The sequence below is a fragment of the Microbacterium sp. SW12 genome (assembly GCF_055391095.1).
Window position 1 is genome coordinate 1,669,549 of sequence record NZ_AP024335.1, and the last position, 24,991, is coordinate 1,694,539.

The following is a 24,991-nucleotide window of genomic DNA, read 5'->3' on the forward strand; positions in this document are numbered from 1 at the left end:
TTATTCTCCGTTCGAGGGTTCGGGGGGTGCCGCGCGTCGGGCGTTGCGAGCATCGAGAGATGCCCCTTTGATCGTCGCATACGCCCACATGCCACCGAAAATGATCGCGACGACGACGAGGGCCGGCACCAGAAAGCCGCCGAGCAGAACGACCACCTGAAGAGCCCAGCCCACCGCGATTGCCCAGGAGTGGCGGAGGAGTCCAGCTATGACGACCATCACCAGTGCAAGCACGGACCCGGCAACGATCCCCCACCACGGCTCGATCCCGTCGGGCAGCACACGAAGGCCGTAGACGACAAGGCCGCCGAGGAACACGATGATCGACTCGAAGCCGAGAACGACCGACCCGAGGGACTCGCGAGCACCGCGGGTGCGGCGGGGCGCCGCGGGCTCGTCCGCGCTCACGCGCCTGACCCCGCTTTCCACTCATTGTCTGCCGAGAGCGTGATCGCTTCGCCGGCGAGGACTACCGAGCCGGTGATGATGACGGCGCGCCGCGGCGCTGCGCTCGCCCACGACCGTGCAGCCTCGGCAGCAGATTCCAGCTCGGGGAAGACGGCTGCGGGAAGACCTCGGGCTTCGAGCAGGTCGGCCAGCGCATCGGCATCCGTTGCGCGGTCCGAGTCGGGCGCGGTGACGAAGAACTCTGCGGCTACCTCACTCAGTGCAGTGACGATACCGTCGGCGTCCTTGTCCGAGAGGATGCCGACGACCACTCCCCACTCGTCGAAGTCGAAGGATTCGCCGAGTGCCTGGGCGAGAGCTCGCGCGCCGTGGGGGTTGTGTGCAGCATCCACGAGCACAGTCGGGTCCGTTCCGACGAGTTGGAGCCGCCCCGGAGACGTGACACTGGACAGACCTTCCACGAGCACATCAGAAGCGATGGGCTGCTGCCCGCCGCCGATCAGGGCCTCTACAGCCGCGATGGCGAGGGCTGCGTTGAAACCCTGGTGCGATCCGTACAGCGGAAGATAAAGATCGGGGTACTCGCCGGCCAGCCCGCGGACCGAAATCAGCTGACCGCCGACGGCGAGGGCAGACTTCTGCAGCGCGAACTGGTCGCCTTCGATAGCAAACGTCGCGTCTCGTCGTCCGGACTGTCCGCGCAGGACCGCCTCAGCTGACGGCGCCTGCCGGGCAGAAACGACAGCCGCAGCCTCCTTGATGATCCCAGCCTTCACGGTGGCGATCTGCTCGATCGTGTCGCCCAGCCTCGCGGCATGGTCCAGGTCGATGGGCGCGAACACGGCGACATCGCCATCGGCAGTGTTCGTGGAGTCCCACAGTCCGCCCATCCCGACCTCGAGCACCAGCACATCGACGGGCGCGTCAGCGCACACGACGAAGGCCAGCACCGTCAGCAGCTCGAAGAAGGTGAGTTCCGCATCACCGGATGCCGTGAGTTCGGCATCCACGAGATCGATGAAGGGTGCGATCTCGTCCCAGGCCGCCACGAGGGCCTCGTCGGTCACCGGCTCGCCGTCGATGAGGATGCGCTCGGTGAATCGCTCGAGATGCGGGCTCGTGAACATTCCGGTGCGCAGCCCGTGGGCACGGATGAGACTCTCGATGATGCGGCTCGTGGAGGTCTTGCCATTCGTTCCGGTGACGTGCACGACCCGGTACGTGCGCTGTGGGTTGTCGAGGTAGTCCAGCAGCTTCTGTGTGCGCTCGATCCGCGGTTGCACCCACTGCTCTCCCTGGCGGGTCAGCAGGATGTCGTAGACGGCGTCTGCGCGCTCTCGCTCGTTCATGCTGCTCCTCCAATGCGCTCGACCACGACCATGAACGAACCGCGGTTCGCGTAGGTTCCTTTCGCGACGTTCACACCGTGCCCGCGCGCGGCAACGGCAGAGAACGTGTTCACGCCGCCGGCATCGGCCGGGTCGAGCTCCCCCGCGATCAGCACCCGCGCGTCGACGGCGAGCGTCTCCCCCGCAACGTCGGCAGCCTCGAACGCGGACTGGACCGCGTGGCCGTCATCCGCGTTCTGGAAGAGCAGCCGAAGCCGGATGCGGTCGCTGACGTCGAATCCCGCAGCCTTACGCGTGTCTTGAACAGCCCGGATGACGTCGCGCGCCAGCCCTTCGGCCTCCAGTTCCGGCGTGGTGGTCGTGTCGAGCAGCACGAACCCTCCGGCCGCGAGAAGCGCGATCGCGGTGCCCTCGGCTACTCCCCCGGCTTCGAGGGTGAGTTCGTACTCGCCGGGCTCGAGCGTGATCCCGTCGACGACGACCACGCCATCTTCTTCGCTCCAGAGGCCGGCTCGTGCGCCGGCGATGACGTGCTGCACCTGCTTGCCAAGGCGCGGGCCCGCAGCCCGCGCGTTGACCGCGAGCCGCTGGCTGATGCCGTAGGACTCGGCCAGGCCTTCCGTGAGCTCGACGAGTTCGACGCTCTTGACGTTCAGCTCGTCGCGCAGGATCCCCTCGAATTGGCCGAGGGCCGCGGCATCGGTCACAGCCACCGTGAGGCGCGAGAGCGGCAGGCGCACGCGCTTGCCCTCCTTCTTGCGCAGCGCGTTCGCGACGCTGGATACCTCGCGGACGGCATCCATCGCGGTGCGGATGTCGGCAGCGGGCGCGAAGGATGCCGCATCCGGCCAGTCCTGCAGATGGACGCTGCGTCCGCCGGTGAGCCCCTGCCAGACGCGCTCTGCGACGAGCGGGATCAACGGCGCAGCCACGCGAGTGAGGGTCTCGAGGACCGTGTACAGGGTGTCGAACGCCTCGCGGGAACGCGGGTCGTCGGTGACGCCCTCCCAGAATCGGTCGCGCGAACGGCGGATGTACCAGTTGGTAAGCGCCTCGGCGAAATCGCGGAGCTTCTCGGCAGCGCTCGTCGAGTCCAGTACCTCGAGGTCGGCAGCGACACCGGCAACCAGGTCTCCAAGAAGCGCCAGGATGTAGCGGTCGAGCACATCGGTCGAGTCGGTGCGCCACGACGCCTCGTAGCCGGCGCCATTGGGTCCGGCAGCGGCGTTGGCGTAGGTGGCGAAGAAGTACCAGGCGTTCCACAGCGGCAGCAGGAACTCGCGGACTCCCGCACGGATGCCTTCCTCGGTGACGACGAGGTTGCCGCCGCGCAGCACCGAGCTCGACATGAGGAACCAGCGCATCGCGTCCGACCCATCGCGGTCGAAGACCTCCGATACATCGGGGTAGTTGCGCAACGACTTCGACATCTTCTGCCCGTCCGAACCCAGCACGATGCCGTGACAGGACACGCCGGTGAAGGCCGGGCGGTCGAACAGGGCACCCGAGAGCACGTGCATGACGTAGAACCAGCCGCGGGTCTGACCGATGTACTCGACGATGAAGTCGGCGGGCGCGTGCTCATCGAACCAGTCGTGGTTCTCGAACGGGTAGTGCACCTGCGCGTAGGGCATCGACCCCGAGTCGAACCACACATCGAAGACATCCTCGATGCGGCGCATCATCGACTGACCGGTGGGGTCGTCGGGGTTCGGGCGCGTGAGGTCGTCGATGTACGGCCGGTGCAGGTCGACCTCTCCTGCCTCGTTTCGTGGGAGTGTGCCGAAGTCCCGCTCGAGCTCCTCGAGCGACCCGTACGCATCGACGCGCGGGTATTCGGGGTTGTCGCTCTTCCAGACCGGGATGGGAGAGCCCCAATAGCGGTTGCGGCTGATCGACCAGTCGCGCGCGCCCTCGAGCCACTTGCCGAACTGGCCGTGCTTGACATTCTCGGGAGCCCAGGTGATCTGCTCGTTGAGTTCGATCAGGCGATCCTTGATCTCGGTCACGCGCACGAACCAACTCGAGACTGCCTTGTAGATGAGGGGGTTCCGGCACCGCCAGCAGTGAGGGTAGGAGTGCTCGTAGCTGGCCTCGCGCAGCAACCGGCCGCCGTCGCGCAGCAGGCGGATGAGGGGACGGTTGGCGTCCATCCACAGCTGCCCGGCGACATCCGTCACCTGCGGCAGGAAGCGACCACCCTCGTCGAGCGAGAGAATCGTCGGGATGCCGGCAGCCTCCGAAACCCGCTGGTCATCCTCACCATAGGCCGGGGCCTGGTGGACGATGCCGGTGCCGTCGCTGGTCGTGACGTAATCGTCGACGAGGATCTGCCACGCGTTCTGGGTGCCCCAGGTCTCGGCATCCGCGTAGTAGTCGAAGAGCCTGTCGTACGAGACGCCCGCGAGCTCCGAACCCAGGATGCTGCGGGAGACAGCGGCACGAGCTTCTTCTGGGCTCTCGTACCCCAGGTCCTTCGCGTAGCCGGCGAGCAGGTCTTCGGCGAGCAGGTACTCGTGCGCCATCGTCTCGACCGCGTCGTCAGCCGCTCCCCCAGGCGTACGGTGGACGTCCGCCGCACCGTTCGGGCCACCGGGCAGGACGACGTAACGGATGTCGGGACCCACCGCGAGCGCGAGGTTTGTCGGCAGGGTCCACGGCGTCGTCGTCCACGCGAGTGCGCGGACAGCGGTGAGTCCGAGGGCCTCAGCCTTCGCGCCGACCAGCGGGAAGGTCACGGTGACTGAGGGGTCTTGGCGCATCTTGTAGACGTCGTCGTCCATGCGCAGCTCGTGGCTCGAGAGCGGGGTCTCGTCGCGCCAGCAATACGGCAGCACGCGGTAGCCCTCGTACGCGAGCCCCTTGTCGTAGAGGCTCTTGAAAGCCCAGAGCACGGACTCCATGTATCCGACATCGAGCGTCTTGTAGCCGCGTTCGAAGTCGACCCACCGAGCCTGCCGGGTGACGTAGTCCTCCCACTCGCGGGTGTAGGTCAGCACGGATTCGCGGGCCTTCGCGTTGAACGCGGCGATCCCCATCTGTTCGATCTCGGCCTTCTCGGTGATGCCGAGCTGCTTCATGGCCTCGAGCTCGGCGGGCAGGCCGTGCGTGTCCCATCCAAAGACGCGGTCGACCTTCTTGCCGCGCATGGTCTGGAATCGCGGGAAGAGGTCCTTCGCGTAGCCCGTGAGAAGGTGCCCGTAGTGCGGGAGTCCGTTCGCGAACGGCGGGCCGTCGTAGAAGACCCACTCCTGTGCGCCGTCGCGCTGCTCGATCGACGCACGGAAGGTGTCGTCCTGCTTCCAGAACGCGAGCACGTCGCGCTCAATCGCAGGAAAGCGCGGGCACGGCGAAACGTCAGCGGCGGGGCCGAAGGCGGAGGGGCGGGGGTAGCTCATGTCATCTCGCAGGGGTCACGGACATCATCTGCCGGGACGACTCTCGCGAGCCGCGGTACCACCCTGCGTGCCGGTCCGGTCTGCGTCCGGTCCAGCCCCTCTCACTGCGGCTGTGACGGGCCTGACCCGCTCGGTTCTACTGAGCCCCTCGCGGGACCGTTCTTCCGAGAGCTCCCCGGTGATGGCCGGATCGGTGCTGATTGCTCGATTCTAGCGGCGCCTAGGGTGGATGCGTGCCTCGCTCTCGATCCGATGAACCGCTGGCTCCGCGCGTCAGCAGCCCCGACCTTCCGGCGAGTCTCGAATCGGTTGCGGCGATCGATCGTCACGATGACCTTCTCGGCGTGCGTGTGGGTGCGCTTCGCGGCGAGGTAGACGGCTCGTTCGCGAGAATCGCGGAGTGTGAGATTCCGGATGTCGACCTCGACTCCCTGACTCTCGCCGGCGCCTCGGTGCGTGATGTTCTCATCAGTGGCATCCGTGCGACGCGGCTGATCGCACCCAACAGCGCCTGGCGCACCGTGACGATCAACGGAGGGCGACTCGCGACTCTCGAACTCAGCGGCGCCGAGCTCGACGGCGTCGAGTTCCGTGGAATGCGCATCGACTACGCGAACCTCAGCATGTCCACCCTGACCGACGTTCGATTCGTGGACTGCCGGTTCGGTTCTCTGGACCTCCCTGAGGCAGCGCTCACCCGCGTCACCTTCGAGGGATGTCACGCCGATGAGGTCGACTCGCGGGGCTTGCGTTCGCAGCACCTCGACCTCCGAGGGCTCGAGGCGCTGTCGTTCACCAGTCCGGCAGGACTGAGCGGCGCGACGCTCACGACGCGGCAGGTCGAGCAGCACTCGACGCCCCTGGCCATGGCTCTCGGCATCCGGGTCCTCGAGTGATTCCCCAGCCGGCGACTGCCTTCTCGGGCATACAGACGGCTCGGCTCGGGTTGCGAGAGCTCACGCCGCAGGATCATTCGGCGTTGCATCGTGTACTCGGCGACGAGGTCGCGATGAGCGCGTACGAGCATGGTTTCTCTCCGGCGGAGACGGCCACATGGATCGAGGGCCAACTCCGCCGCTATCGCGACGACGGGTTCGGGCTGTGGGCCGTGACGGATGCGGAGACCGACGAGGTCATCGGGGACTGCGGTCTCACCGTTCAGCGCACTGCAACGGCAGAGGTCGTCGAGGTCGGATATCACCTCCTGCGGCAGCGGTGGGGTCTCGGATATGCCACGGAGGCTGCGTCCGCGTGCCTGGATTGGGGCTTCGCGAACGTCGTTGTGCCGGAGATCTACGCGATAGTGCGCGATACGAACCTCGCGTCGATGAACGTCGCGATCCGGCTCGGGATGACGGTCCGCGAGCGTTTCGTCAAGCACTACCGCGACATCGACATGCCGCACCTGGCTTTCGCGATCTCGCGCGCGGCCTGGCGCTCTCGGCATCCGTCGCCCTGACTCGGCCATTCCGGAGGGCGTGACCACTCGGGAGGACCAGGTACGCCACTTGGGCCCTCCCGATCGCGCATCGCCTCCCGAGTGAACCCGGTTTGCGACAGCCCTAACCAGCCGGATGCCTAGCGCGGACGACGGTGGAGGCCTGCCGCGACGGCAGCCATGACAAGCGCCTGTACCTCCGGCCAGTTGTCGACGACCTGCCGGTAACCCACCCGGATGACGTGATAGCCACGCAGACGCAGTTCGGCGTCGTGCCGATTGTCACTGTCCCGTTGTGCGCCAACATGGGACCCGCCATCGATCTGGAGAACGAGCCTGTCGCCGATGAGCAGATCGACACGGTGGCCGGCGATCCAGATCTGCGGACGCAGCGGGAGCCCGAGCCACCTCAACCGCACGACGGCGATCGTCTCGAGCCCTGAATCCGACCAGGGCGTTACCTGATCGAGAAGTCGAGAGGCCGGCTCTGGGAGTGGGAGGTTTCGCAGCCGATCAATGTCTGCTCGCCCCGTGCGCAGCGCAGATTCCCAGATGGCCAGCGCCGCGTCATCCGGTTGGCACAGGGCGACCTGAACCAGCATGTTCTCGATCTCATCTTCCAAGGAGCCGGGTGGTCGAGGCACGAGTGGCGTCCGCCAGTGCGTTACCGCGCCGGGCAGCCCCACATGACCGGCGTGGGATGGAGCGGCAACATGCCACTCCGGCTCTTTGAGAACCCAGAGCCCGCGGCGGCGCGCGAGCGAGATGCAGGTGATTACCACGCCCTCCCCCGCGGCACGGATGAGCTCGGGATCGGCGGTCGGCACGGCAACCCACCCTCGCCGCGGCCGGATGAGAACGCCCGAGCGGAGGGCATCAGTGAGGCGTCGCGACGAGACGCGCCGAGCTCTGAGCCACGACGACGGTATGACACCCCCGTGAGTCGCGACGAACGCGCTGAGATCCATCTCGCCAGCCCATCGCACGGTGCCGGGGCGGAGGCTTCGAGTGGCAGCATCCGTGGAGAGTGCGCCCGGCCAGCGCGGCAGGGGAGGAACGTAGTACGACTTTCGCCGGACACTCGGGAGGCGATGCACGCTTGGGAGGACGAGACTCCAGCTTCGGCCCTCCGGAATGCGCATCACCTCCCGGGTGTACCCGCGGGCCCGGTGCTCACCGCCCCGGGCCGGTAGAATCGAGGCGTATCCCACACTCAGGCACGCACACACGGTGCCGCACATATCGCGCTAGGAGACCCATGGCCGCCATACCCGACAAGCCCGCCCTCGAAGGTCTCGAGCAGAAGTGGGATGCCGCCTGGACGGATGCCGGAACCTACCGGTTCAACCGCGGCGCCGCCGCCGAGGTCGGACGCGGCGGGGTCTACTCCGTCGACACTCCCCCGCCCACGGCATCCGGGTCGCTTCACATCGGTCACGTGTTCAGCTACACCCACACCGACGTGAAGGTGCGTTTCGAACGGATGCGGGGCAAGACCGTCTTCTATCCGATGGGGTGGGACGACAACGGGCTTCCGACCGAACGCCGCGTGCAGAACTACTACGGCGTCCGCTGCGATCCCTCGCTGCCGTATGACGCCGACTTCACTCCCCCCTACGAGGGCGGTGACAACAAGAGCAGCAAGGCAGCCGACCAGGTGCCGATCAGCCGCCGCAACTTCATCGAACTGTGCGAAAAGCTCACTGTCGAAGACGAAAAGCACTTCGAAGATCTCTGGCGGATGCTGGGGCTGTCCGTCGACTGGACCCAGACCTACCGCACGATCTCGGACGAGACGATGCGCACGAGCCAGCTCGCGTTCCTGCGCAACCTCGAACGTGGCGAGGCCTACCAGTCGCTCGCGCCGACCCTGTGGGACATCGACTTCCGCTCCGCGATCGCGCAGGCAGAACTCGAAGACCGCGAGCAGCCAGCCGCCTACCACCGCCTCGCTTTCCACAAGAGCGACGGCAGCGGCGACATCCACATCGAAACCACGCGCCCCGAACTGCTGGCCGCGTGTGTCGCGCTGGTCGCCCACCCCGATGACGAGCGCTACCAGCCCGCATTCGGCACGACCGTGCGCACGCCGCTGTTCGATGTCGAGGTGCCAGTGCTGCCGCACCCGCTCGCGCAGCCCGACAAAGGCTCGGGTATCGCGATGATCTGTACGTTCGGCGACGTCACCGACATCATCTGGTGGCGCGAGCTCGACCTCCCCAACCGCACGATCATCGGCAAGGACGGCCGCATCATCGCCGAGGCTCCCGAGGTCATCACGACGGACGCCGCGCGTGCCGCCTATGCGGAGCTTGCCGGCAAGACCGTTTTCAGCGCCAAGAAGCGCATCGTGGAACTCCTGCAGGAGTCAGGCGAGTTGATCGGCGACCCGAAGCCGTTCACCCACCCCGTGAAGTTCTTCGAGAAGGGCGACCGCCCCCTCGAGATCGTCTCGACGCGTCAGTGGTACATCCGCAACGGAGCCCGCGACGAGGCGCTGCGTGAAAAGCTCCTCGAACTCGGCCGCGACGTGGCGTGGCATCCGGACTTCATGCGCGTGCGCTACGAGAACTGGGTCGGCGGCCTCACCGGCGACTGGCTCGTCTCACGCCAACGATTCTTCGGCGTGCCGATCCCGGTCTGGTACGCCCTCGATGAGAACGGTGAGCGCGACTACGACCGCGTCCTGCTCCCTTCTCACGACCAACTTCCCATCGACCCCACCACCGACGTGCCGCCCGGCTACACCGCGGACCAGCGGGGAGTCCCGGGCGGCTTCGACAGCGAGCGTGACATCTTCGACACCTGGGCGACCTCGTCCCTGACTCCCCAACTCGCCGGCGGCTGGGAGCGCGATCCCGAGCTCTGGGATCTTGTCGCACCGTTCGACCTGCGTCCCCAGGGACAGGACATCATCCGGACGTGGCTGTTCTCGACGATGCTTCGCAGCGCGCTCGAGGACGGGCGAGCGCCGTGGACTGATGCCGCGATCTCGGGATTCATCGTCGACCCTGACCGCAAGAAGATGTCCAAGTCCAAGGGCAACGTTGTCACCCCCGCCGACATCCTGCAGCAGCACGGTTCGGATGCCGTGCGCTACTGGGCAGCATCCAGCCGTCTGGGCACGGATGCCGCGTTCGACCCGCAGAACCCGACCCAGATCAAGATCGGCAGGCGCCTGGCGATCAAGATCCTGAACGCGGCGAAGTTCGTGCTCTCGTTCCCCGTCACCGAAGGCGCCCGCATCACTCACGCGCTGGATGCCTCGATGCTCGCGACCCTGGACGGCGTCGTGCGCGACGCCACCGCAGCACTCGACGCGTACGACCACGCCCGTGCACTGGAGATCACCGAGTCGTTCTTCTGGACCTTCTGCGACGACTATCTCGAGCTGGTGAAGGAACGCGCCTACGACCAGAGCGATGTCGGGCAGGCATCCGCCGCTCTGGCGCTACGCATCGCGCTGTCGACGCAGCTGCGTCTGCTCGCGCCCGTGATCTCGTTCGCGACCGAGGAAGCCTGGTCGTGGTTCGAGGAGGGTTCGATTCACACGGCGTCGTGGCCCGAGCCGCTCGGCATCGACGGGGACCCCGCGGTACTGACCGCGGTCGGTGAGGCGCTCATCGGCATCCGTCGCGCCAAGACGGAGGCAAAGGCCTCGCAGAAGACGCCGGTGGCCTCGATCACGATCGGTGCACCTGCCGCGACAGTGGAGCGTCTGCGCACCGCCGAGGGCGACCTGAAGGCCGTGGGACGCATCGACACGATCACGTACACGGATGCCGACAGCACGACCGTGGCATCCATCGAACTCGGAGAGGTCTGACATGCAGCTCGGAACCCGCTGGCCCCTCGGGGCGACACCGCCGGCCGCCGTGCCCGACGCGCTTCGCGCGCAGATCGCCGCGGTCGAGGACCTGATCTCTGCCGGACAGCTCGCTCAGGAGCCGACACCGCGCTGGACGCTCACTTGGCTCGAGGGTCGGCCGATCGCGGAACTGGACACCGGCGTGATCGTGACTCTCGACGACGACGGCGAGGCGGTCGTGCACCACGACCCCGACGACGAGTTCGCGTGAACCTGCGATCACTCCTCGTTCGGTGACACCCGGCTCGCTGCCAGAAGAAGCCGCGCGGCGGCGAGTGCGGCGATGATCGTCACGGCTGCCGCGATGACGTACGGAAGCCGAAGGTCGACACGTGCGACCAGGCCCCCGAGCATCGTGGCGATGGGGAAGAGCCCCCAGGTGAGGCTCCGGATGATCCCGAGGACCCGGCCGAAGATGTCGCCCGGGATGATCATCGGCCGCAGCGCTCCCCACGGGACGTTCCAGAGCGACACTGCGAACGCCATTCCTGCGTAGGCGACGATCGCGCTGACGAGTTCGGGGGCCACTCCCACCGCAGCCAGGCAGACGCCGGCAGCCAGATTGGCGCCCAGCATGACGGCGCCGCGGCCGGAGCGACGCACGAGCGCCGGCGCGACGAGTGAGCCCAGCAGCGCGCCGGCTCCGATTCCCGCCGTGACGAAACCGATCGCCGCAGGAGCCACGCCCTGCGTCTCGAGGAAGTAGAGAATCGTCGGCGCCTGCGCGAACGAGAAGGCGCCACCGAGGATCGAGGTAAAGACCACGAGCGCACGGAGATAGCGATGGCGCCACAGGTACAGCGCAGCATCCTTGGTCGAGACCCGCGCAGCGGCAGATGCCGGGAGCCTCTCACCGGGAACCGCCACCTCGTCGCTTGCAAATGCGGCATCCGGGGCGGCCCTACGCAGGGCACTGGCAGCGGAGATCGGCAGCATGAGCGCTAGAACGATGGGGATCAGATAGCCCGCCGATCCGACCCAGAGCGGGAGCACGAGCGAGATCGCGAAGAGGACTCCCGCAATGGGCTGCGCGACGAAGTTGTCGATCGTGATCTGGGCTGCCTGAATCCGGCTGTTGGCCCGGTCGAGCCCTGCCTTGCCGACCAGCGACGGGATCACCGCATTCGTCGCGTTATCGAAGAGGGTCTCTCCGATGCCGAACGCTACAGTCGCAACGAGCAGGTGCCACAGCTCCAGGTGACCGGTTGCCGTCAGAGCAGCCAGGGCGACCGCGACGCCGCCCCGAAGCACGTTCGCCGAGGCCATGACCCGGCGTCGGTCGAACCGGTCGACGATCATGCCTGCTGGAAGCCCGAAGAACAGCCAGGGAACGAACGCCAGCGCTCCCACAGCGGCAATGGCTACCGGGTCCCGCGTCAGCGTCGTCGCGATGAGAGGGACCGCCGTACGGCCCACGCCATCCGCGAGGTTACTGAATGCTGCAGCGGTCCAGAGCTTCCCGAAGTCCCTGCCGAGCGGAACCCGACCCTGGACGGAGCTCGGGGCGAGGGTCATCGTGGCAGGATGCCGAGATGGGCGCCGGCGCGGGCATCAGCGCGCCCGTCAGCGTACCCGCGTTCCGCTGCGTGCCGGATCCGACGTGTCGATGCGCGCCTCCGAACCCGCGCTTCAATATCCCGTTCCAGCGCTCGCAAGATGGCCAGCGCCGCCCGCTCGAGCGCACTCGGCTGCGGCTGCTCGCATCGGCTGGGGGCCACTGTGCTGATGACGCTCATGACTCCTCCGGGTCTGTCAGGGGGAACACATCGGTTCGGATGGTGAAGGGTCGCACTCCCTCGCCCTGCTGGTCGCGATAGCGAGCGACATAGGAGTCGATGACGGTCTCAACCTCGCGAACGAGTTCTTCGAACTGGCCATCGGTCAGCCGAACGGTGGCGGTGCTGAGCATCGCTGTCCACTCGTCGGGATCCTTTCGAATCTGGCGCGAGATGAAATCCTCGAGCTGCCGGTTCCGGCGTCGATAGAACTCGCTGATGACGACCTGGCTGGCGGCGCGGCCCGCGGGACTCTTGACGGCCGTCGGGCTGGTCATCGAGACGGCTCCCTTGGGACGTTCCCACCAACGCTCGCGCCCCGTCCCGCGATCCGGAACCTCTCGAATGAGATCGTGCTTGGCGAGGGCGCGCAGGTGATAGCTCGTGGCGCCCGACGACTCCCCCAGCTGCTCCGCCAGCGAACTCGCCGTCTGAGGACCGAACTGACTCAGGATGTCGTAAATCTCCACGCGAAGCGGGTGGGCGAGGGCGCGCAGTGCGCCAACGTCCAGTTCGCGCGCCTCGCCGATCCTCGGCGGCTGATCGCCCGGCATCTCCTCCGACTCGTTCACGATGCAAGAATAAGATTGCAAACAATATTTTGCAAGCATATATTTGCAAACGACGTTTTGGAGTCCGCTACTGAGGAGATAGGTTGAGTCCATGACCGACGCCGCCCTGTCGAACCCGCTCCTCGCCGCAAGCCCGCTCCCCTACGGGCTCCCCGACTATCGGGCCATCCGTCCGGAGCACTATTTGCCGGCGTTCACCGAGGCATTCGCCCGGCATCGGCGCGAGATCGACGCGATCACGAATGTCGCGGCCGCCCCGACGTTCGAGAACACACTGGTGCCCCTGGAGCGGAGTGGTGAGCTGCTCCACGATGTCGCGTCGGCGTTCTACACCGTCTCGTCTGCTGACGCGACGCCGGAGATTCAAGAGATCGAAGAGGCACTCGCACCGTTGATGGCGGCGCACACGGATGCTGTGCAGCTGAACCCCGAGCTCTATCGACGCATAGCGAGCGTGCATGCGCAGCTGGATGACCTCAACCTCGCGCCGGAGGATCGCTATCTGGTCGAGCGTCACTACCGCGAGATGACCCACGCGGGCGCGGGCCTCGACGAAGCCCAGAAGGCCCGACTCACCGAGATCAACGGTCGCCTCTCGACCCTCACCACGACCTTCGAGAAGAATCTCCTGAACGACACAAATGACCTCGCTGTCCTGTTCGATGATGTCACCGAGCTCGACGGGCTCACCGAGGGTGAGCTGTCGGCGGCCGCGCGAGCAGCTGCCGATCGCGGCATCACGGGGGCTGGCTGATCTCGCTCACCCTGTTCACCGGACACCCGTACCTGGGTTCCCTGCACAATCGCCGGTCACGCGAGAGAATCATGGCGGCATCCCGCGCTCGTGGTACCCGCGACAACGGCAACGACAATCGCCCTGTACTACGCGAGATCGTGCAGCTGCGAGCAGAGCGCGCTGAGCTCCTCGGGTACCGCTCACACGCCGACTACGTCACCTCAGATGAGACAGCGCGAAGCCCCGAAGCCGTTCGCGACCTGCTGTTCCGCCTCGCCGCGCCGGCGGCCCGCAACGCCCGAACAGAGCAGGCGTCGCTTCAGGCGATGGCGGATGCTCAAGCCGAACCGTTCACGATAGAGGCACACGACTGGGCCTATTTCACCGAGAAGGTTCGGTCAGCTGAATACGACATCGACACCGCAGCGCTGCGTCCGTGGTTCGAGGCTGAGCGCGTGCTCCAAGACGGCGTCTTCCGTGCAGCAACACAGCTCTACGGCATCACTTTCACCGAGCGCCCCGACCTTCCGGGCTACCACCCTGACGTGCGGGTCTTCGAGGTGTTCAATGCCGATGGCTCGGCACTCGGGCTCTACCTGCTCGATCTGTATACACGTGATAGCAAACGCGGTGGCGCGTGGATGAACTCCATCGTTTCCCAGTCCCAGCTGCGCGGCACGGCGCCGGTCGTGGTAAATAACCTCAATGTCGTGAAGCCGGAGCCGGGCACTCCGACGCTGTTGACCCTTGACGAAGTCACGACCTTTTTCCACGAGTTCGGCCACGCGCTGCACGGCCTGTTCGCGACAGTCACCTACCCGCACTTCGCCGGCACCAATGTGTTCCGCGATTTCGTCGAGTTCCCGAGCCAGGTCAACGAGATGTGGATCTTCTGGCCCGAGATCGTGGCAGCCTATGCGCGCCACATCGAGACAGACGAGCCACTGCCGGCGCAGGTTGTGGAGCGCCTGAATGCGACCGAGAGCTTCAACCAGGGGTTCGCGACGAGCGAGTACTTGGCTGCATCCTGGCTCGATCAGGCCTGGCACTCGCTTCGTTCAACTGATGGTGCTGACGCGGTGGATGTCGCGGAGTTCGAGGCTGCTGCGCTGGCGGAGATCGGGCTCGACAATCCGGCGGTTCCGACCCGGTACTCATCCACGTATTTCGCCCACATCTTCTCCGGCGGCTACAGCGCGGGCTACTACTCCTACATCTGGAGCGAAGTCCTGGATGCCGACACCGTTGAATGGTTCCGCGAGAACGGCGGTCTCACGCGGGCGAACGGCGACAGATTCCGGGAGCGCCTCCTCGGCGTCGGCGGGTCGAAGGATCCGCTCGAGGCGTACCGGGACTTCCGCGGCCGCGAGGCCGAGATCGCCCCGCTGCTGCGTCGCCGGGGACTCGACAGCTAGGGAGCCCGCCCTCAGTCTCCAGCCGGGCCGACGCGGGGCGCGTCGACAACAAACCGCAGCCGCGCGAACTGACCGACCTGGCGCGCTTCGACCAGGCGGAGCCGGTCCGACTCAACCCGACGCGGAAACAGGGGCGCGCCGCTGGTCAGTGCGACAGGTGCGATCGATAGGGCGATCTCGTCGAGCGCTCCAGCGTCGTAGAACTGCGCGGCAAGCTCTCCGCCGCCGACGATCCACACGTCCGACTCCCCCGCGGCGTCACGAATCTCGCTCAACACGCCCGTCACCGGCCCCGAGACGAACGTCACATCCGCACCCTCCGGTACGGGCAGGTTCCTCGAGGTGAAGACGAACGTGCGGCGGGTGCCGAAGAGCTCGTGCCACTTCTCGGGGTGATCTACGAGATCAGACTCGCGCAGTATCCACTCGTAGGTCGACGACCCCTCGACGATCAGCGCGTCTGTGGGTGGCAGGAGCTCAGGATCTGGCTCGGTGCCGCCTGGCACGTCAAAGAGCCACTGCAAGGAATGGTCGGAGTCAGCGATCCAGCCGGTGAAGCTGGTCGCGGTGTCATAGATGAATCGCGTCACGCCGCGACGCTACTCGGTGGCCCCGACATCCTTCACGGGCAGGACGTGACGCCCGCTCAGGCGGACTTGCGAGCCTGGCGCAGTACGAGCGTCGGAGCTGCGCCATCCTCGACGGCAGCGCGCGTCACGATCACCTTGTCGACGTTCTCGGCAGAGGGGATCTCGAACATGATCGGCCCCAGCACATCTTCGAGAATCGCGCGCAGGCCGCGGGCGCCGGTCTTGCGCGCCACCGCGAGATCGGCGATGGCAACGAGCGCCTCGTCGTCGAACTCCAGGCTGACACCGTCGATCTCGAACATCCGCTGGTATTGCTTGACCAGCGCGTTCTTCGGCGCCGTGAGGATCTCGATGAGGGCCTCGCGGTCAAGCGGCGACACGGATGCGACAACGGGAAGGCGCCCGATGAACTCGGGGATCAGGCCGAACTTGTGCAGGTCCTCGGGCTGAACCTCGCTGAACAGGCTGAGGTCGTCGCCCTTGTTATGAAGCGGCGCCCCGAATCCCACACCATGCTTGCCGACGCGCGACGAGATGATGTCTTCCAATCCGGCGAAGGCGCCGGCCACGATGAACAACACGTTCGTCGTGTCGATCTGGATGAACTCCTGATGCGGGTGTTTGCGCCCACCCTGCGGCGGGACGGAAGCCACCGTGCCCTCGAGGATCTTCAGGAGAGCCTGCTGCACGCCCTCACCAGACACATCCCGCGTGATCGACGGATTCTCGGCCTTACGGGCGATCTTGTCGACCTCGTCGATATAGATGATGCCGGTCTCAGCACGTTTCGTGTCGAAGTCTGCTGCCTGCAGGAGCTTCAGCAGGATGTTCTCGACGTCCTCGCCGACATACCCCGCCTCGGTCAGCGCAGTCGCATCGGCGACGGCAAAGGGCACGTTCAGTCGCTTGGCAAGGGTCTGCGCGAGGTAGGTCTTTCCGCATCCCGTCGGCCCGAGAAGCAGGATGTTGCTCTTGGCGATCTCGATGTCTTCGGCGCGCTGCTCGGCGGGCTGCAGCGTCGAGTGCGCACGGACACGCTTGTAGTGGTTGTAGACCGCCACCGACAGGGCACGTTTCGCTGGCTCCTGACCGACGACGTACTCCTCGAGGAACGCGAAGATCTCGCGAGGCTTGGGCAGATCGAAGTCGGCGACAACCCCGTCGCCGGACTCTGCCATACGCTCTTCGATGATCTCGTTGCAGAGTTCGACGCACTCGTCGCAGATGTACACGCCGGGTCCGGCGATGAGTTGCTGCACCTGCTTTTGGCTCTTACCGCAGAAAGAGCACTTGAACAGATCAGCGCTCTCACCGATGCGTGCCATCAGGGGGTCCTCCTCGTTCCGGGCGGCTGTGGTCCGAGCCTAACCGAGGCGGGCGACATCCGGTGGGATTGGTCGCAGCTCGTGCCGACAGCGCCGGGCCCCGGCATCCGTGTCATGCGACGGATGCCGGGGCCCGGTTTCTGGTGTTACTTCGCGGGGGTCGCGGGCAGACGCTTACGCGTCGTGAGTACCTGGTCGACCAGCCCGTAGGTGACCGCTTCTTCTGCGGAGAGGATCTTGTCACGGTCGATGTCACGGTTGACCTCGTCGGCACTGCGGTGCGAGTGCTTCGCAAGGGTCTCCTCGAGCCACGTGCGCATCCGCAGGATCTCCGCCGCCTGGATCTCGATGTCCGACGCCTGACCGTGTCCTGCCTCGCCCATCGCGGGTTGGTGGATCAGGATGCGGGCGTTGGGCAGCGCGAGACGCTTACCGGGAGCCCCAGCTGCCAGCAGCACGGCGGCAGCGGAAGCTGCCTGACCGAGCACGACTGTCTGGATCTGCGGCGACACGTACTGCATGGTGTCGTAGATCGCCGTCATCGCGGTGAACGATCCACCGGGCGAGTTGATGTACATGATGATGTCGCGGTCGGGATCCTGCGACTCGAGGACGAGCAGCTGCGCCATCACATCGTCGGCGGAGGCGTCGTCAACCTGGACACCCAGGAAGATGACGCGATCTTCGAACAGCTTGTTGTACGGGTCCTGGCGCTTGTAACCGTAGGCGGTGCGCTCCTCGAACTGCGGGAGCACGTACCGGCTGCCCGGCATCTGCAGCGCAGCGGGCGAGGCCTGCGGGAGGCGAAGGTTCGGGGTGTTCATGCGGATTCTCTCTCTTCTGCCGTCGCTGCGTCGATCACTGCGCCGCGGGTGAGGTGTCGGTGCCGCCACCGCCACTGACGTCGGCAGCGTGCTCGCGGATGTGATCGACGAAGCCGTAGGCCAGCGCCTCCTCGGCGGTGAACCAGCGGTCGCGGTCACCGTCCTCGTTGATCTGCTCGACCGACTTGCCGGTTTGCGCGGCGGTGATCTCAGCGAGGCGGTTCTTCATCGATGTGATGAGCTGCGCCTGCGTCTGGATGTCGCTCGCCGTGCCACCGAAGCCACCGTGCGGCTGGTGCAGGAGCACGCGGGCATTGGGGGTGATGTAACGCTTGCCCTTTGTGCCGCTTGTCAGCAGCAGCTGGCCCATCGATGCGGCCATTCCGATGCCGACGGTGACGATGTCGTTCGGCACGAACTGCATCGTGTCGTAGATGGCCATACCGGCGGTGATCGAGCCACCGGGAGAGTTGATGTAGAGGTAGATGTCCTTCTGCGAGTCCTCGGCGGCCAGCAGCAGGATCTTCGCGCAGATCTCGTTGGCGTTCTCGTCGCGCACCTCTGATCCCAGCCAGATGATGCGGTCCTTCAGCAGCCTGTCGAAGACGCTCGTCGCGACCAGTGGTTCAGCCATGTGTGCTCCCGTTTCGTTGCGTGAGATCGAATCTACCGGCGGGGTTCGCGCGACCCGCTCGTGTTCGCCGTGGGCAGATCGTGCTGCGCGGGGCGCGCACGCGCTACCCCAAGAAACGACGGATGCCTCGACCGATGTGGTCGAGGCATCCGCTCAGTGGTCTTACTCGGCGTCGGCCTTCGTCGACTTGCGCGGCGCGCGCTTCTTGGGAGCCGGCTCCTCTTCGGCCTCGATGATCTCGTCGGCGTCGGCGGCGGCATCCGCAATGCCCTGCGCTTCTTCGACGACCTCTTCTTCGGCCTCTGCCTCGTCCTCACCGAGGATGAGGTGCGCCGACAGGTCTACGGCGGCTCCGGTCGTGTCGACGATCTTCACGTCTCGAAGGGCGTGAACAAGAGCCTTGCTGCGGGCAACTTCGCCGACCATGGCGGGCAGCTGGTTGCCCTGCTGGATCGCATTGACGAAGTCCTGCGGCGACATGCCGTACTGGGCAGCCGACTGGATCAGGTACTGGGTCAGCTCATCCTGCGACACCTTGACGTCGTAGGTTTCGGTGAGCTTGTCGAGGATCATCTGCGTGCGGAACTGCTTCTCAGACGCTTCGGTCACCTCTGCGCGGTGCTCGTCATCCTCCAGACGTCCCTCACCCTCGAGGTGCTGGTGCACCTCGTCTTCGATGAGTCCGGCCGGCACGGGGATCTCGACCTGCTCGAGGAGGAGGTCGACGAGCTTGTCGCGGGCGGCAGAGGTCTGCTGCAGGCCCGACTGCTGCGATGCGGTGGTGCGCAGGCTTTCGCGGAGCTCCGCGATCGTGTCGAACTCGCTCGCGATCTGCGCGAAGTCGTCGTCTGCCTCGGGCAGTTCGCGCTCCTTCACGCTGGTGACGGTGACCGCAACTTCAGCCTCTTCACCGGCGTGATCTCCACCGACGAGCTTCGAACGGAACGTCGTGTCTTCACCTGCGGTGAGGGATTCGATTGCCTCGTCGATGCCCTCGAGCAGTTCACCGGAGCCGACCTCGTAGGACACGCCTTCGGCGCGGTCGATCTCGGCGCCCTCGATGGTGGCGACGAGATCCAGCTCGACGAAGTCACCGGAAGTGGCGGGGCGGTCGACGGTGATGAGCGTGCCGAAGCGCGCGCGCAGCTTGTCGAGTTCGGCATCCACCGCGGCCTCGTCGACCTCGACTGCCTCGATCTCGACAGTGAGACTGTCAAGCGCGGGGAGCGTGACCTCGGGGCGAACGTCCACCTCGATCTCGACCTTCAGGTCGCCCGAGAAGTCCTTCTCGTTCGGCCACTCGGTGATGTCGGCGCTCGGGCGACCGATAACGCGGAGCTCCTGAGCTTCTACCGCCTCGCGGTAGAAGCGGTCGAGTCCGTCGTTGACGGCATGCTCGAGAACGGCACCCCGACCGATGCGCTGATCGATGATCGGCGCAGGCACCTTGCCCTTGCGGAAGCCGGGGATCTGGACATCCTTCGCGATGTGCTCGTAAGCGTGCGCGATGCTCGGCTTGAGTTCGTCGGGGGTGATCGAGAGCAGCAGCTTGACGCGGGTGGGGCTGAGCTTCTCGACAGTGCTGGTGACCATGCCTGTGTTGTTCTCCTCGTGCTGCACCGCACCGAAGCGCGGTGGAAGGTCTGGGTGTAAGGCCGTGACGTCGGGGCGACAGGATTTGAACCTGCGACTTCCCGCTCCCAAAGCGGGCGCTCTACCAAGCTGAGCTACGCCCCGGGCGGGATCTCACGCGCTGTGCGACAGACGGCCCACAGAAGTCTAGCTGACGCGCGGACCGACGTTGCGGGGGCCGACCTTCTCGCCGCCGTAGGACTTCTTCCTAAGGAAGGACGATCGGCCCGGCATCCGTCCTACCCAGGCGATTTCTCCTACCTTCACGAGGCCCGGTTGGGCCGCGGATGCGAGGACGGGTCGCGGTGCCCTATAGACTGTCGGATGCTGCGGCTCCGGCCGCTGCGGGGGCGTAGCTCAATGGTAGAGTCCCAGTCTTCCAAACTGGTTGTGCGGGTTCGATTCCCGTCGCCCCCTCCATCGCTCTCACGTGCGGCCGCAGGCCGTGCGGGAGAGCGATCGTGCGTTCTGCGGGAAGCGAACCCGCAGGGTGGGCCCACGCCGCCGGAGGCTCCGCGCGCCGCGCAGCGGCGTGTGGAGTGGCGGTGGGGACGATTCCCGTCGCCCCCTCCATCGCTCTCACGTGCGGCCGCAGGCCGTGCGGGAGAGCGATCGTGCGTTCTGCGGGAAGCGAACCCGCAGGGTGGGCCCACGCCGCCCGAGGCTCCGCGCGCCGCGCAGCGGCGTGTGGAGTGGCGGTGGGGACGATTCCCGTCGCCCCCTCCAGCTAACGGCAGTCTTACTCCCCCGCGTCCCGGGCCTCGCGATGCGCGAGGACACCGGCACGGTAGACCTCGGCGTTACGCAGGATGCCGAGCTTCTCCTCGTCCGTCAGTTCACGCCGCACCTTCGCGGGGACGCCGGCGACCATCGATCCGGGTGGGATGATCGTGCCGCCGAGAACGAGCGCTCCCCCGGCGACGAGCGATCCAGCGCCGATCACGGCGCCGGAGAGGATCACGGATCCCATACCTATGAGGCATCCGTCTTCGACCGTGCAGCCGTGGACCACGGCGTTGTGTCCGACCGAGACGTTCTCGCCGATGACCACCGGGCTGCCGGCATCCACATGGACCGAAACGTTGTCTTGCAGATTCGAGCCGGCGCCAACCGTGATCGAGGCGCTGTCGCCGCGCAGCACCGCGTTGTACCAGACGCTGGACTCGGGCCCGAGTCGAACATCACCGATCACGCGCGCACCGGCGGCGAGAAACGCGGACTCGTCGACTTCGGGACTCAGCCCGGCGACGGAAAGAACGGATGCGGAATCTGAGGTCATGCTCCGACAGTAGATCAGCGCTACTCGGCCCGGCCAGCCGCAGTACGAGGGATTCAGTCCTCGAGGTGTGTCACGCGGCCACCGAGCAGGGTAGCTCGCACCGGCATCGTGCGAAGATCCGACTCGGATGCTGTCAGCGGGTCTTGGGCGCACAGGACCAGGTCAGCAACAGTCCCCGGTTCGATGCGACCCGGGGCGGCGGATCCCCCGTGTGTCGACGCGGCCAGTGCGACGCGGGCGTCGATGGCCTGCTCGACCTGCCACGGTGGACGTCCGTCGCGGGTGCGATAGATCGCCGATGCCATCGCCGCCCACGGGTCGAGCGGCGCCACTGGGGCGTCGGACCCGAAGAGCAGATTCGCGCCGGCGTCCACCAGTTCCCGGAAGGGATAGGGACGCGCGATCTGGGCAGACCAGATGGTGTCGGAGAGATCCCGGTCATCGAGGGCATGCTCGGGTTGGACGCTCGCCCCGACACCCAACCGCGCAAAGCGGGGGATGTCGACGGCAGCAACCAACTGCGCGTGCTCGATCGTTCCTGTCGCGCCGGTTGCCGCGAAGGCGTCGAGCGCGTGGGTGTTCGCCAGGTCGCCGATCGCATGGATGGCGCAGGAGATGCCGTGAGCCGTGGCATCCGTCATGAGCGCGACAAGGTCGGCGGGCGGGATGGTCAGGACCCCATGATTGTGCGGGTCACCCGGATACGGATGCGAGCACGCGGCGGTCCGGGTTCCGAGCGACCCGTCGGTGATGACCTTCAGCGGGCCGACCGTGATCAGCTCGCTGAGGCGCTCGCCGCTCTGCCACCCCGTCTCGATGAGCCGGCTCAGCTGCGAGGGGTAGGTGCCGAACTCCACGCGCAAGGAATCGAAGCCAGCCGCGACACGGCGAGACCAGGAATCCGCATTCCAGGCCATGTCGAGATCGATGATTCCGACAACGCCGCGCGCCGCAGCATGCCGGGCGAGGTCGGCGACAGCCTCGTCGGCGTCGTCGGGGCTTGCGGCAGCCAGCCGACGCGTGATCTCGAACGCCGGCTCCTCGCGCAGCATCCCCGACGCATCCGGGGGCGTGATCTGCTCACGAGCGAAGGCAGCGGAGTTCAGCCACACGCTGTGCAGGTCCGCGTTGATCAGGTAGGTAGGAATGGTGCCCGTGGCCGCATCCAGCATCTCGAGCGTCGGTTCATCGGGCCAGAAAGCATCCCGAAAGCCAGCGCCGACCCGGATGCCACGACCGAGCAGCCTGGCGCTCGACATGATGTGTGCGGCATGGTGCGCTGATTCGGCACCACCGAGCGGCTCACGCTGTCGAGTGAGGGCAGCTGACACCGTGTGCACGTGGTGGTCCCACAGGCCCGGGATCAGCCACGCACCGCCGGCCTGCAGCACCTCACCGACCGGACGAACAGCGCCGGTAGGAGCAAGATCCGTGACGCGGCCACCCTCGATGAACACGTCATACGCGCCCTCGACCGGCAGAAGTTCGCTCCCCGGCCCCGTGATCCGTGCGCCGACGATGGTCGACACTGTCGCGCCCACGGCACTCATGCGCGAGCGTCATTCGCGCGGCGCATCTCTGCGGCAAGCGGCGGATTGTGATGCGGACCGTCATCCTCGAGCTCACGGATGATGTGGTCGACGAGCTCGACGGGCCGGTTCTGGCTGAGCTTGCGCTTGGCCGTCACCGACGTCGGTGTGAGGCGAAAGCCGACGGTGCCGCGCTCGAGTCGCTCGACGAAATCAGCATCGTTCGGACGCTCCCACAGCATCCGAGGCTCGGGCATCGGGGTCTCGAAACGCGCAACCAGACGGTCGAGCACCCGTAGATTCTCGTCGGTCGACAGCAGTTCCGGCGCTCCCCGCAGGTGCACTGTCACGAAGTTCCAGGTCGGCACGCTCGGCCGGTCGCCGTACCAGCCGGGCGAGATGTAGCCGTGCGGACCTTGGACGATGATCAGCAACTCGCGAGCCCCGAGGTCGTGGATCAGGTCGTCGGGCTTGCCGACGTGACCGACGACGGTGAGATCGTCACGAGTGTCATCCAGGAGCACCGCGTAGTGGGAGGCGACGAGACCGTCATCCGTCGAACTGACCAGGGTCGCCCACGGATTCTGCTCAACGATCCGTCGCAACTCGCCAACGTCGGTCATGGCGAAGCTCGGATTCTGCCGCATGCATTCAGCCTAAGGTGGTCGGATCCAGGCTCACGCCTGACACCTGGGGCACCAGTACAGCTTCCGCGACGCGGCCTCTTCGACCACGATCGCAGTGCCACAGACCCGGCAGGGCAACCCGGCGCGGTGGTAGACCCAGTGACGGTCGTCGCGGTGGGCCATGGCGCGACGATAGGCGTCAGGATCGAGGTCATCCATTGTCATCATTTGGCCGGTCTCAACGCCGATGGCGAGCAGCCGGGTCCAATCGCGCCAGAGTGCTCGCACCGTCTCTTCGGGCACGTCGCGCCCCGGGGTATGAGGGTTCAGCCGAACCCGGAACAGGAGTTCAGCTCTATAGACATTTCCGATTCCGCTGACGACCGACTGGTCCATCAGCAGCAGCCCGATGGGCGTCGGGGCGCGTCGCACGCGCGCGGTGAACAGCTCCTCACCCTCGGCGAGGTCGTCCACGAGCGGATCCGGTCCGAGCTTGGCGAGCGATGCGGCGACCTCGTCCGGCGTCTGCAGCTCGCAGGCTGTGGGTCCCCGCAGATCGGCGCAGGTCTCGTCGGTGAGCAGCCTCAGACGAACTTGGCCGACCACTGGGGGCGGCCACTGACCCTCCTCATCGGGCAGCCCGGTCGTCTGCTCCGACATCCGCACGTGAACGCGCGCGCGCCGGGGCGCGCCGATCGAGGTGAGCGAGTTCTCGCCCGCGGCATCCATGATCGGCTCGTCGATCACCGTGCCGCGCTGGTTGGTCTGTCCCATCCGCCCGTTCGCGGAGGCGATGGTGGGATCGGCGTCGATCACGCCGGCGAAGTCCCACGCACCGTACATGCCGAGGTGCACACGCAGCCACAGGTCACCATCGAAGCGCAGGAACATCTGCTTGCCGACCGCACGCGCCTCGAGCATTTCCCGGCCTGCGAGCGCTGCGGCCCCGTCGGCAAAGCGACCCTGCGGGCTGGATGCCTGCACAGCGCGACCGACGAAGTTGCGAGCGAACTGCCGAGCGATCCGGTGAACGGAATGACCCTCGGGCATCAACCAGCTTCCGGGTCGAACGAGTCGGTCGCGGCGGTGTTCGCGACATCCCGCGGGTCGGGCAGGAGCGACCCGTCAGCCTCGTACGCGGCGATCTGGCCGATGCGACGCACGTGACGTTCCTCGTTCGAGAAGGGCGTCTCTATGAACCGGTCGATGAAGGTCACGACCTCGCTGAAGGAGTGCTGGCGCGCTCCGATCGCGATGACGTTCGCATCGTTGTGCTGCCGGGCGAGCTCGGCAGTCGCAATGCTCCAGACGAGGGCTGCGCGGATGCCGCGCACCTTGTTCGCAGCGATCTGCTCACCGTTGCCCGAGCCACCGAACACGATGCCGAGAGCCTCGATGCCCGCACTCTGATCGGCGACGACGCCGAGGGCGGCACGGATGCAGAACGACGGGTAGTCATCGACGGCGTCGTACTCGATAGGGCCGTGGTCGATGACCTCGTGACCCTGCTCGGCGAGGTGGTGCTGGAGCTGCGTGGAGAACTCCATACCGGCGTGGTCGGTGGCGATGTGGATGCGCATGGTTCCCATCCTA

Annotated in this window: 20 protein-coding genes, 2 tRNA genes and 1 pseudogene; 6 read left to right on the forward strand and 17 right to left on the reverse strand. The window is 66.3% G+C overall.

Annotation, left to right across the window (positions count from 1 at the left end; translation table 11 throughout):
* From MICSW_RS08385 to ileS, 3 genes are read right to left on the reverse strand one after another with little or no spacing between them, the layout of a single operon-like run.
* Complete coding sequence (locus MICSW_RS08385) at nucleotides 1–408, reverse strand: DUF4233 domain-containing protein (RefSeq protein WP_347425048.1); 408 nt, start codon at nucleotides 406–408, stop codon at nucleotides 1–3.
* On the reverse strand, nucleotides 405–1,757 hold the full coding sequence (locus tag MICSW_RS08390) for a bifunctional folylpolyglutamate synthase/dihydrofolate synthase (protein ID WP_228178222.1): 1,353 nt from the start codon (nucleotides 1,755–1,757) through the stop codon (nucleotides 405–407). The genes MICSW_RS08385 and MICSW_RS08390 overlap by 4 nt, the downstream gene beginning before the upstream one ends.
* Nucleotides 1,754–5,155: an isoleucine--tRNA ligase gene (ileS, locus tag MICSW_RS08395; protein ID WP_464495158.1), complete on the reverse strand. Its 3,402-nt coding sequence runs from the start codon at nucleotides 5,153–5,155 to the stop codon at nucleotides 1,754–1,756. Before ileS ends, MICSW_RS08390 begins: the two co-directional genes overlap by 4 nt.
* A 233-nt stretch (nucleotides 5,156–5,388) precedes the next feature.
* Between ileS and MICSW_RS08400 the strand changes: the two genes are divergently transcribed.
* Entirely contained in the window at nucleotides 5,389–6,051 is a 663-nt protein-coding gene (locus tag MICSW_RS08400) for a pentapeptide repeat-containing protein (RefSeq protein WP_464495159.1), read from the forward strand.
* Nucleotides 6,048–6,614, forward strand: a complete 567-nt coding sequence (locus MICSW_RS08405; protein ID WP_292729257.1) for a GNAT family N-acetyltransferase — start codon at nucleotides 6,048–6,050, stop codon at nucleotides 6,612–6,614. Before MICSW_RS08400 ends, MICSW_RS08405 begins: the two co-directional genes overlap by 4 nt.
* Nucleotides 6,615–6,733: 119 nt before the next feature.
* Here the strand turns inward: MICSW_RS08405 and MICSW_RS08410 are convergent, their stop codons facing one another.
* Nucleotides 6,734–7,420 carry an endonuclease domain-containing protein gene (locus MICSW_RS08410; protein WP_228178218.1) on the reverse strand — a complete coding sequence of 229 codons (687 nt, stop codon included), beginning with the start codon at nucleotides 7,418–7,420 and terminating at the stop codon, nucleotides 6,734–6,736.
* Nucleotides 7,421–7,851: 431 nt separating this feature from the next.
* On the opposite strand from MICSW_RS08410, the gene valS reads away from it, so the two are divergent.
* On the forward strand, nucleotides 7,852–10,419 hold the full coding sequence (valS, locus tag MICSW_RS08415) for a valine--tRNA ligase (protein WP_347425045.1): 2,568 nt from the start codon (nucleotides 7,852–7,854) through the stop codon (nucleotides 10,417–10,419).
* Nucleotide 10,420: 1 nt separating this feature from the next.
* A complete protein-coding gene (locus MICSW_RS08420; RefSeq protein ID WP_228178216.1) occupies nucleotides 10,421–10,672 on the forward strand; it encodes a hypothetical protein in 252 nt (83 codons plus the stop codon).
* Between the two features lie 8 nt (nucleotides 10,673–10,680).
* Here MICSW_RS08420 and MICSW_RS08425 read toward each other — a convergent pair whose 3' ends face one another.
* Both MICSW_RS08425 and MICSW_RS08430 read right to left on the reverse strand, forming a co-directional pair.
* Entirely contained in the window at nucleotides 10,681–11,976 is a 1,296-nt protein-coding gene (locus MICSW_RS08425; RefSeq protein ID WP_464495165.1) for an MFS transporter, read from the reverse strand.
* 217 nt (nucleotides 11,977–12,193) lie between these two features.
* Nucleotides 12,194–12,808, reverse strand: a complete 615-nt coding sequence (locus tag MICSW_RS08430; RefSeq protein WP_374198019.1) for an ArsR/SmtB family transcription factor — start codon at nucleotides 12,806–12,808, stop codon at nucleotides 12,194–12,196.
* A gap of 91 nt (nucleotides 12,809–12,899) precedes the next feature.
* Between MICSW_RS08430 and MICSW_RS08435 the strand changes: the two are divergent.
* Nucleotides 12,900–14,959, forward strand: a pseudogene (locus tag MICSW_RS08435) (M3 family metallopeptidase).
* Nucleotides 14,960–14,970: 11 nt separating this feature from the next.
* Here MICSW_RS08435 and MICSW_RS08440 read toward each other — a convergent pair.
* From MICSW_RS08440 to MICSW_RS08465, 6 genes are all read right to left on the reverse strand, one after another.
* Nucleotides 14,971–15,549, reverse strand: coding sequence for a dihydrofolate reductase family protein (locus MICSW_RS08440; protein WP_228178213.1), 579 nt, complete (start codon nucleotides 15,547–15,549; stop codon nucleotides 14,971–14,973).
* Nucleotides 15,550–15,605: 56 nt separating this feature from the next.
* Nucleotides 15,606–16,874 carry an ATP-dependent Clp protease ATP-binding subunit ClpX gene (clpX, locus tag MICSW_RS08445; RefSeq protein WP_292735563.1) on the reverse strand — a complete coding sequence of 423 codons (1,269 nt, stop codon included), beginning with the start codon at nucleotides 16,872–16,874 and terminating at the stop codon, nucleotides 15,606–15,608.
* A 146-nt stretch (nucleotides 16,875–17,020) separates the two neighbouring features.
* Nucleotides 17,021–17,698, reverse strand: coding sequence for an ATP-dependent Clp protease proteolytic subunit (locus MICSW_RS08450; RefSeq protein ID WP_464495169.1), 678 nt, complete (start codon nucleotides 17,696–17,698; stop codon nucleotides 17,021–17,023).
* Nucleotides 17,699–17,732: 34 nt separating this feature from the next.
* Complete coding sequence (locus MICSW_RS08455) at nucleotides 17,733–18,359, reverse strand: ATP-dependent Clp protease proteolytic subunit (RefSeq protein ID WP_347425057.1); 627 nt, start codon at nucleotides 18,357–18,359, stop codon at nucleotides 17,733–17,735.
* A 135-nt stretch (nucleotides 18,360–18,494) separates the two neighbouring features.
* On the reverse strand, nucleotides 18,495–19,925 hold the full coding sequence (tig, locus tag MICSW_RS08460) for a trigger factor (protein ID WP_292726611.1): 1,431 nt from the start codon (nucleotides 19,923–19,925) through the stop codon (nucleotides 18,495–18,497).
* Between the two features lie 70 nt (nucleotides 19,926–19,995).
* A tRNA-Pro gene (locus MICSW_RS08465) sits at nucleotides 19,996–20,069 on the reverse strand.
* A 241-nt stretch (nucleotides 20,070–20,310) separates the two neighbouring features.
* Between MICSW_RS08465 and MICSW_RS08470 the strand changes: the two genes are divergently transcribed.
* Nucleotides 20,311–20,384, forward strand: a tRNA-Gly gene (locus MICSW_RS08470).
* A gap of 319 nt (nucleotides 20,385–20,703) precedes the next feature.
* Here the strand turns inward: MICSW_RS08470 and MICSW_RS08475 are convergent.
* Genes MICSW_RS08475 through MICSW_RS08495 form a run of 5 tightly spaced genes read right to left on the reverse strand, consistent with a single transcriptional unit; the run spans nucleotide 20,704 to nucleotide 24,978 of the window.
* A complete protein-coding gene (locus MICSW_RS08475) occupies nucleotides 20,704–21,243 on the reverse strand; it encodes a gamma carbonic anhydrase family protein (protein ID WP_292727766.1) in 540 nt (179 codons plus the stop codon).
* 53 nt (nucleotides 21,244–21,296) lie between these two features.
* On the reverse strand, nucleotides 21,297–22,793 hold the full coding sequence (locus tag MICSW_RS08480; protein ID WP_347425043.1) for an amidohydrolase: 1,497 nt from the start codon (nucleotides 22,791–22,793) through the stop codon (nucleotides 21,297–21,299).
* Entirely contained in the window at nucleotides 22,790–23,419 is a 630-nt protein-coding gene (locus MICSW_RS08485; protein ID WP_292727762.1) for an FMN-binding negative transcriptional regulator, read from the reverse strand. Before MICSW_RS08485 ends, MICSW_RS08480 begins: the two co-directional genes overlap by 4 nt.
* Nucleotides 23,420–23,449: 30 nt before the next feature.
* The gene (locus tag MICSW_RS08490; protein WP_464495171.1) at nucleotides 23,450–24,448 is read right to left on the reverse strand and encodes an Fpg/Nei family DNA glycosylase; all 999 of its coding nucleotides are present in this window, start codon (nucleotides 24,446–24,448) and stop codon (nucleotides 23,450–23,452) included.
* Nucleotides 24,448–24,978 (reverse strand): ribose-5-phosphate isomerase, encoded by a 531-nt coding sequence (locus MICSW_RS08495; RefSeq protein WP_228178206.1) that lies wholly within the window; start codon nucleotides 24,976–24,978, stop codon nucleotides 24,448–24,450. The genes MICSW_RS08490 and MICSW_RS08495 overlap by 1 nt, the downstream gene beginning before the upstream one ends.
* Nucleotides 24,979–24,991 lie beyond the last annotated feature (13 nt).

Excerpts from the sequence above, each read along its gene's own strand:
- MICSW_RS08390 (WP_228178222.1), bottom strand. The coding sequence starts at position 1,757 with ATGAACGAGCGAGAGCGCGCAGACGCCGTCTACGACATCCTGCTGACC.
- ileS (WP_464495158.1), bottom strand. The coding sequence starts at position 5,155 with ATGAGCTACCCCCGCCCCTCCGCCTTCGGCCCCGCCGCTGACGTTTCG.
- valS (WP_347425045.1), top strand. The coding sequence starts at position 7,852 with ATGGCCGCCATACCCGACAAGCCCGCCCTCGAAGGTCTCGAGCAGAAG.
- MICSW_RS08420 (WP_228178216.1), top strand. The coding sequence starts at position 10,421 with ATGCAGCTCGGAACCCGCTGGCCCCTCGGGGCGACACCGCCGGCCGCC.
- MICSW_RS08425 (WP_464495165.1), bottom strand. The coding sequence starts at position 11,976 with ATGACCCTCGCCCCGAGCTCCGTCCAGGGTCGGGTTCCGCTCGGCAGG.
- clpX (WP_292735563.1), bottom strand. The coding sequence starts at position 16,874 with ATGGCACGCATCGGTGAGAGCGCTGATCTGTTCAAGTGCTCTTTCTGC.
- MICSW_RS08450 (WP_464495169.1), bottom strand. The coding sequence starts at position 17,698 with ATGAACACCCCGAACCTTCGCCTCCCGCAGGCCTCGCCCGCTGCGCTG.
- tig (WP_292726611.1), bottom strand. The coding sequence starts at position 19,925 with ATGGTCACCAGCACTGTCGAGAAGCTCAGCCCCACCCGCGTCAAGCTG.
- MICSW_RS08475 (WP_292727766.1), bottom strand. The coding sequence starts at position 21,243 with ATGACCTCAGATTCCGCATCCGTTCTTTCCGTCGCCGGGCTGAGTCCC.
- MICSW_RS08480 (WP_347425043.1), bottom strand. The coding sequence starts at position 22,793 with ATGAGTGCCGTGGGCGCGACAGTGTCGACCATCGTCGGCGCACGGATC.
- MICSW_RS08485 (WP_292727762.1), bottom strand. The coding sequence starts at position 23,419 with ATGCGGCAGAATCCGAGCTTCGCCATGACCGACGTTGGCGAGTTGCGA.
- MICSW_RS08490 (WP_464495171.1), bottom strand. The coding sequence starts at position 24,448 with ATGCCCGAGGGTCATTCCGTTCACCGGATCGCTCGGCAGTTCGCTCGC.
- MICSW_RS08495 (WP_228178206.1), bottom strand. The coding sequence starts at position 24,978 with ATGCGCATCCACATCGCCACCGACCACGCCGGTATGGAGTTCTCCACG.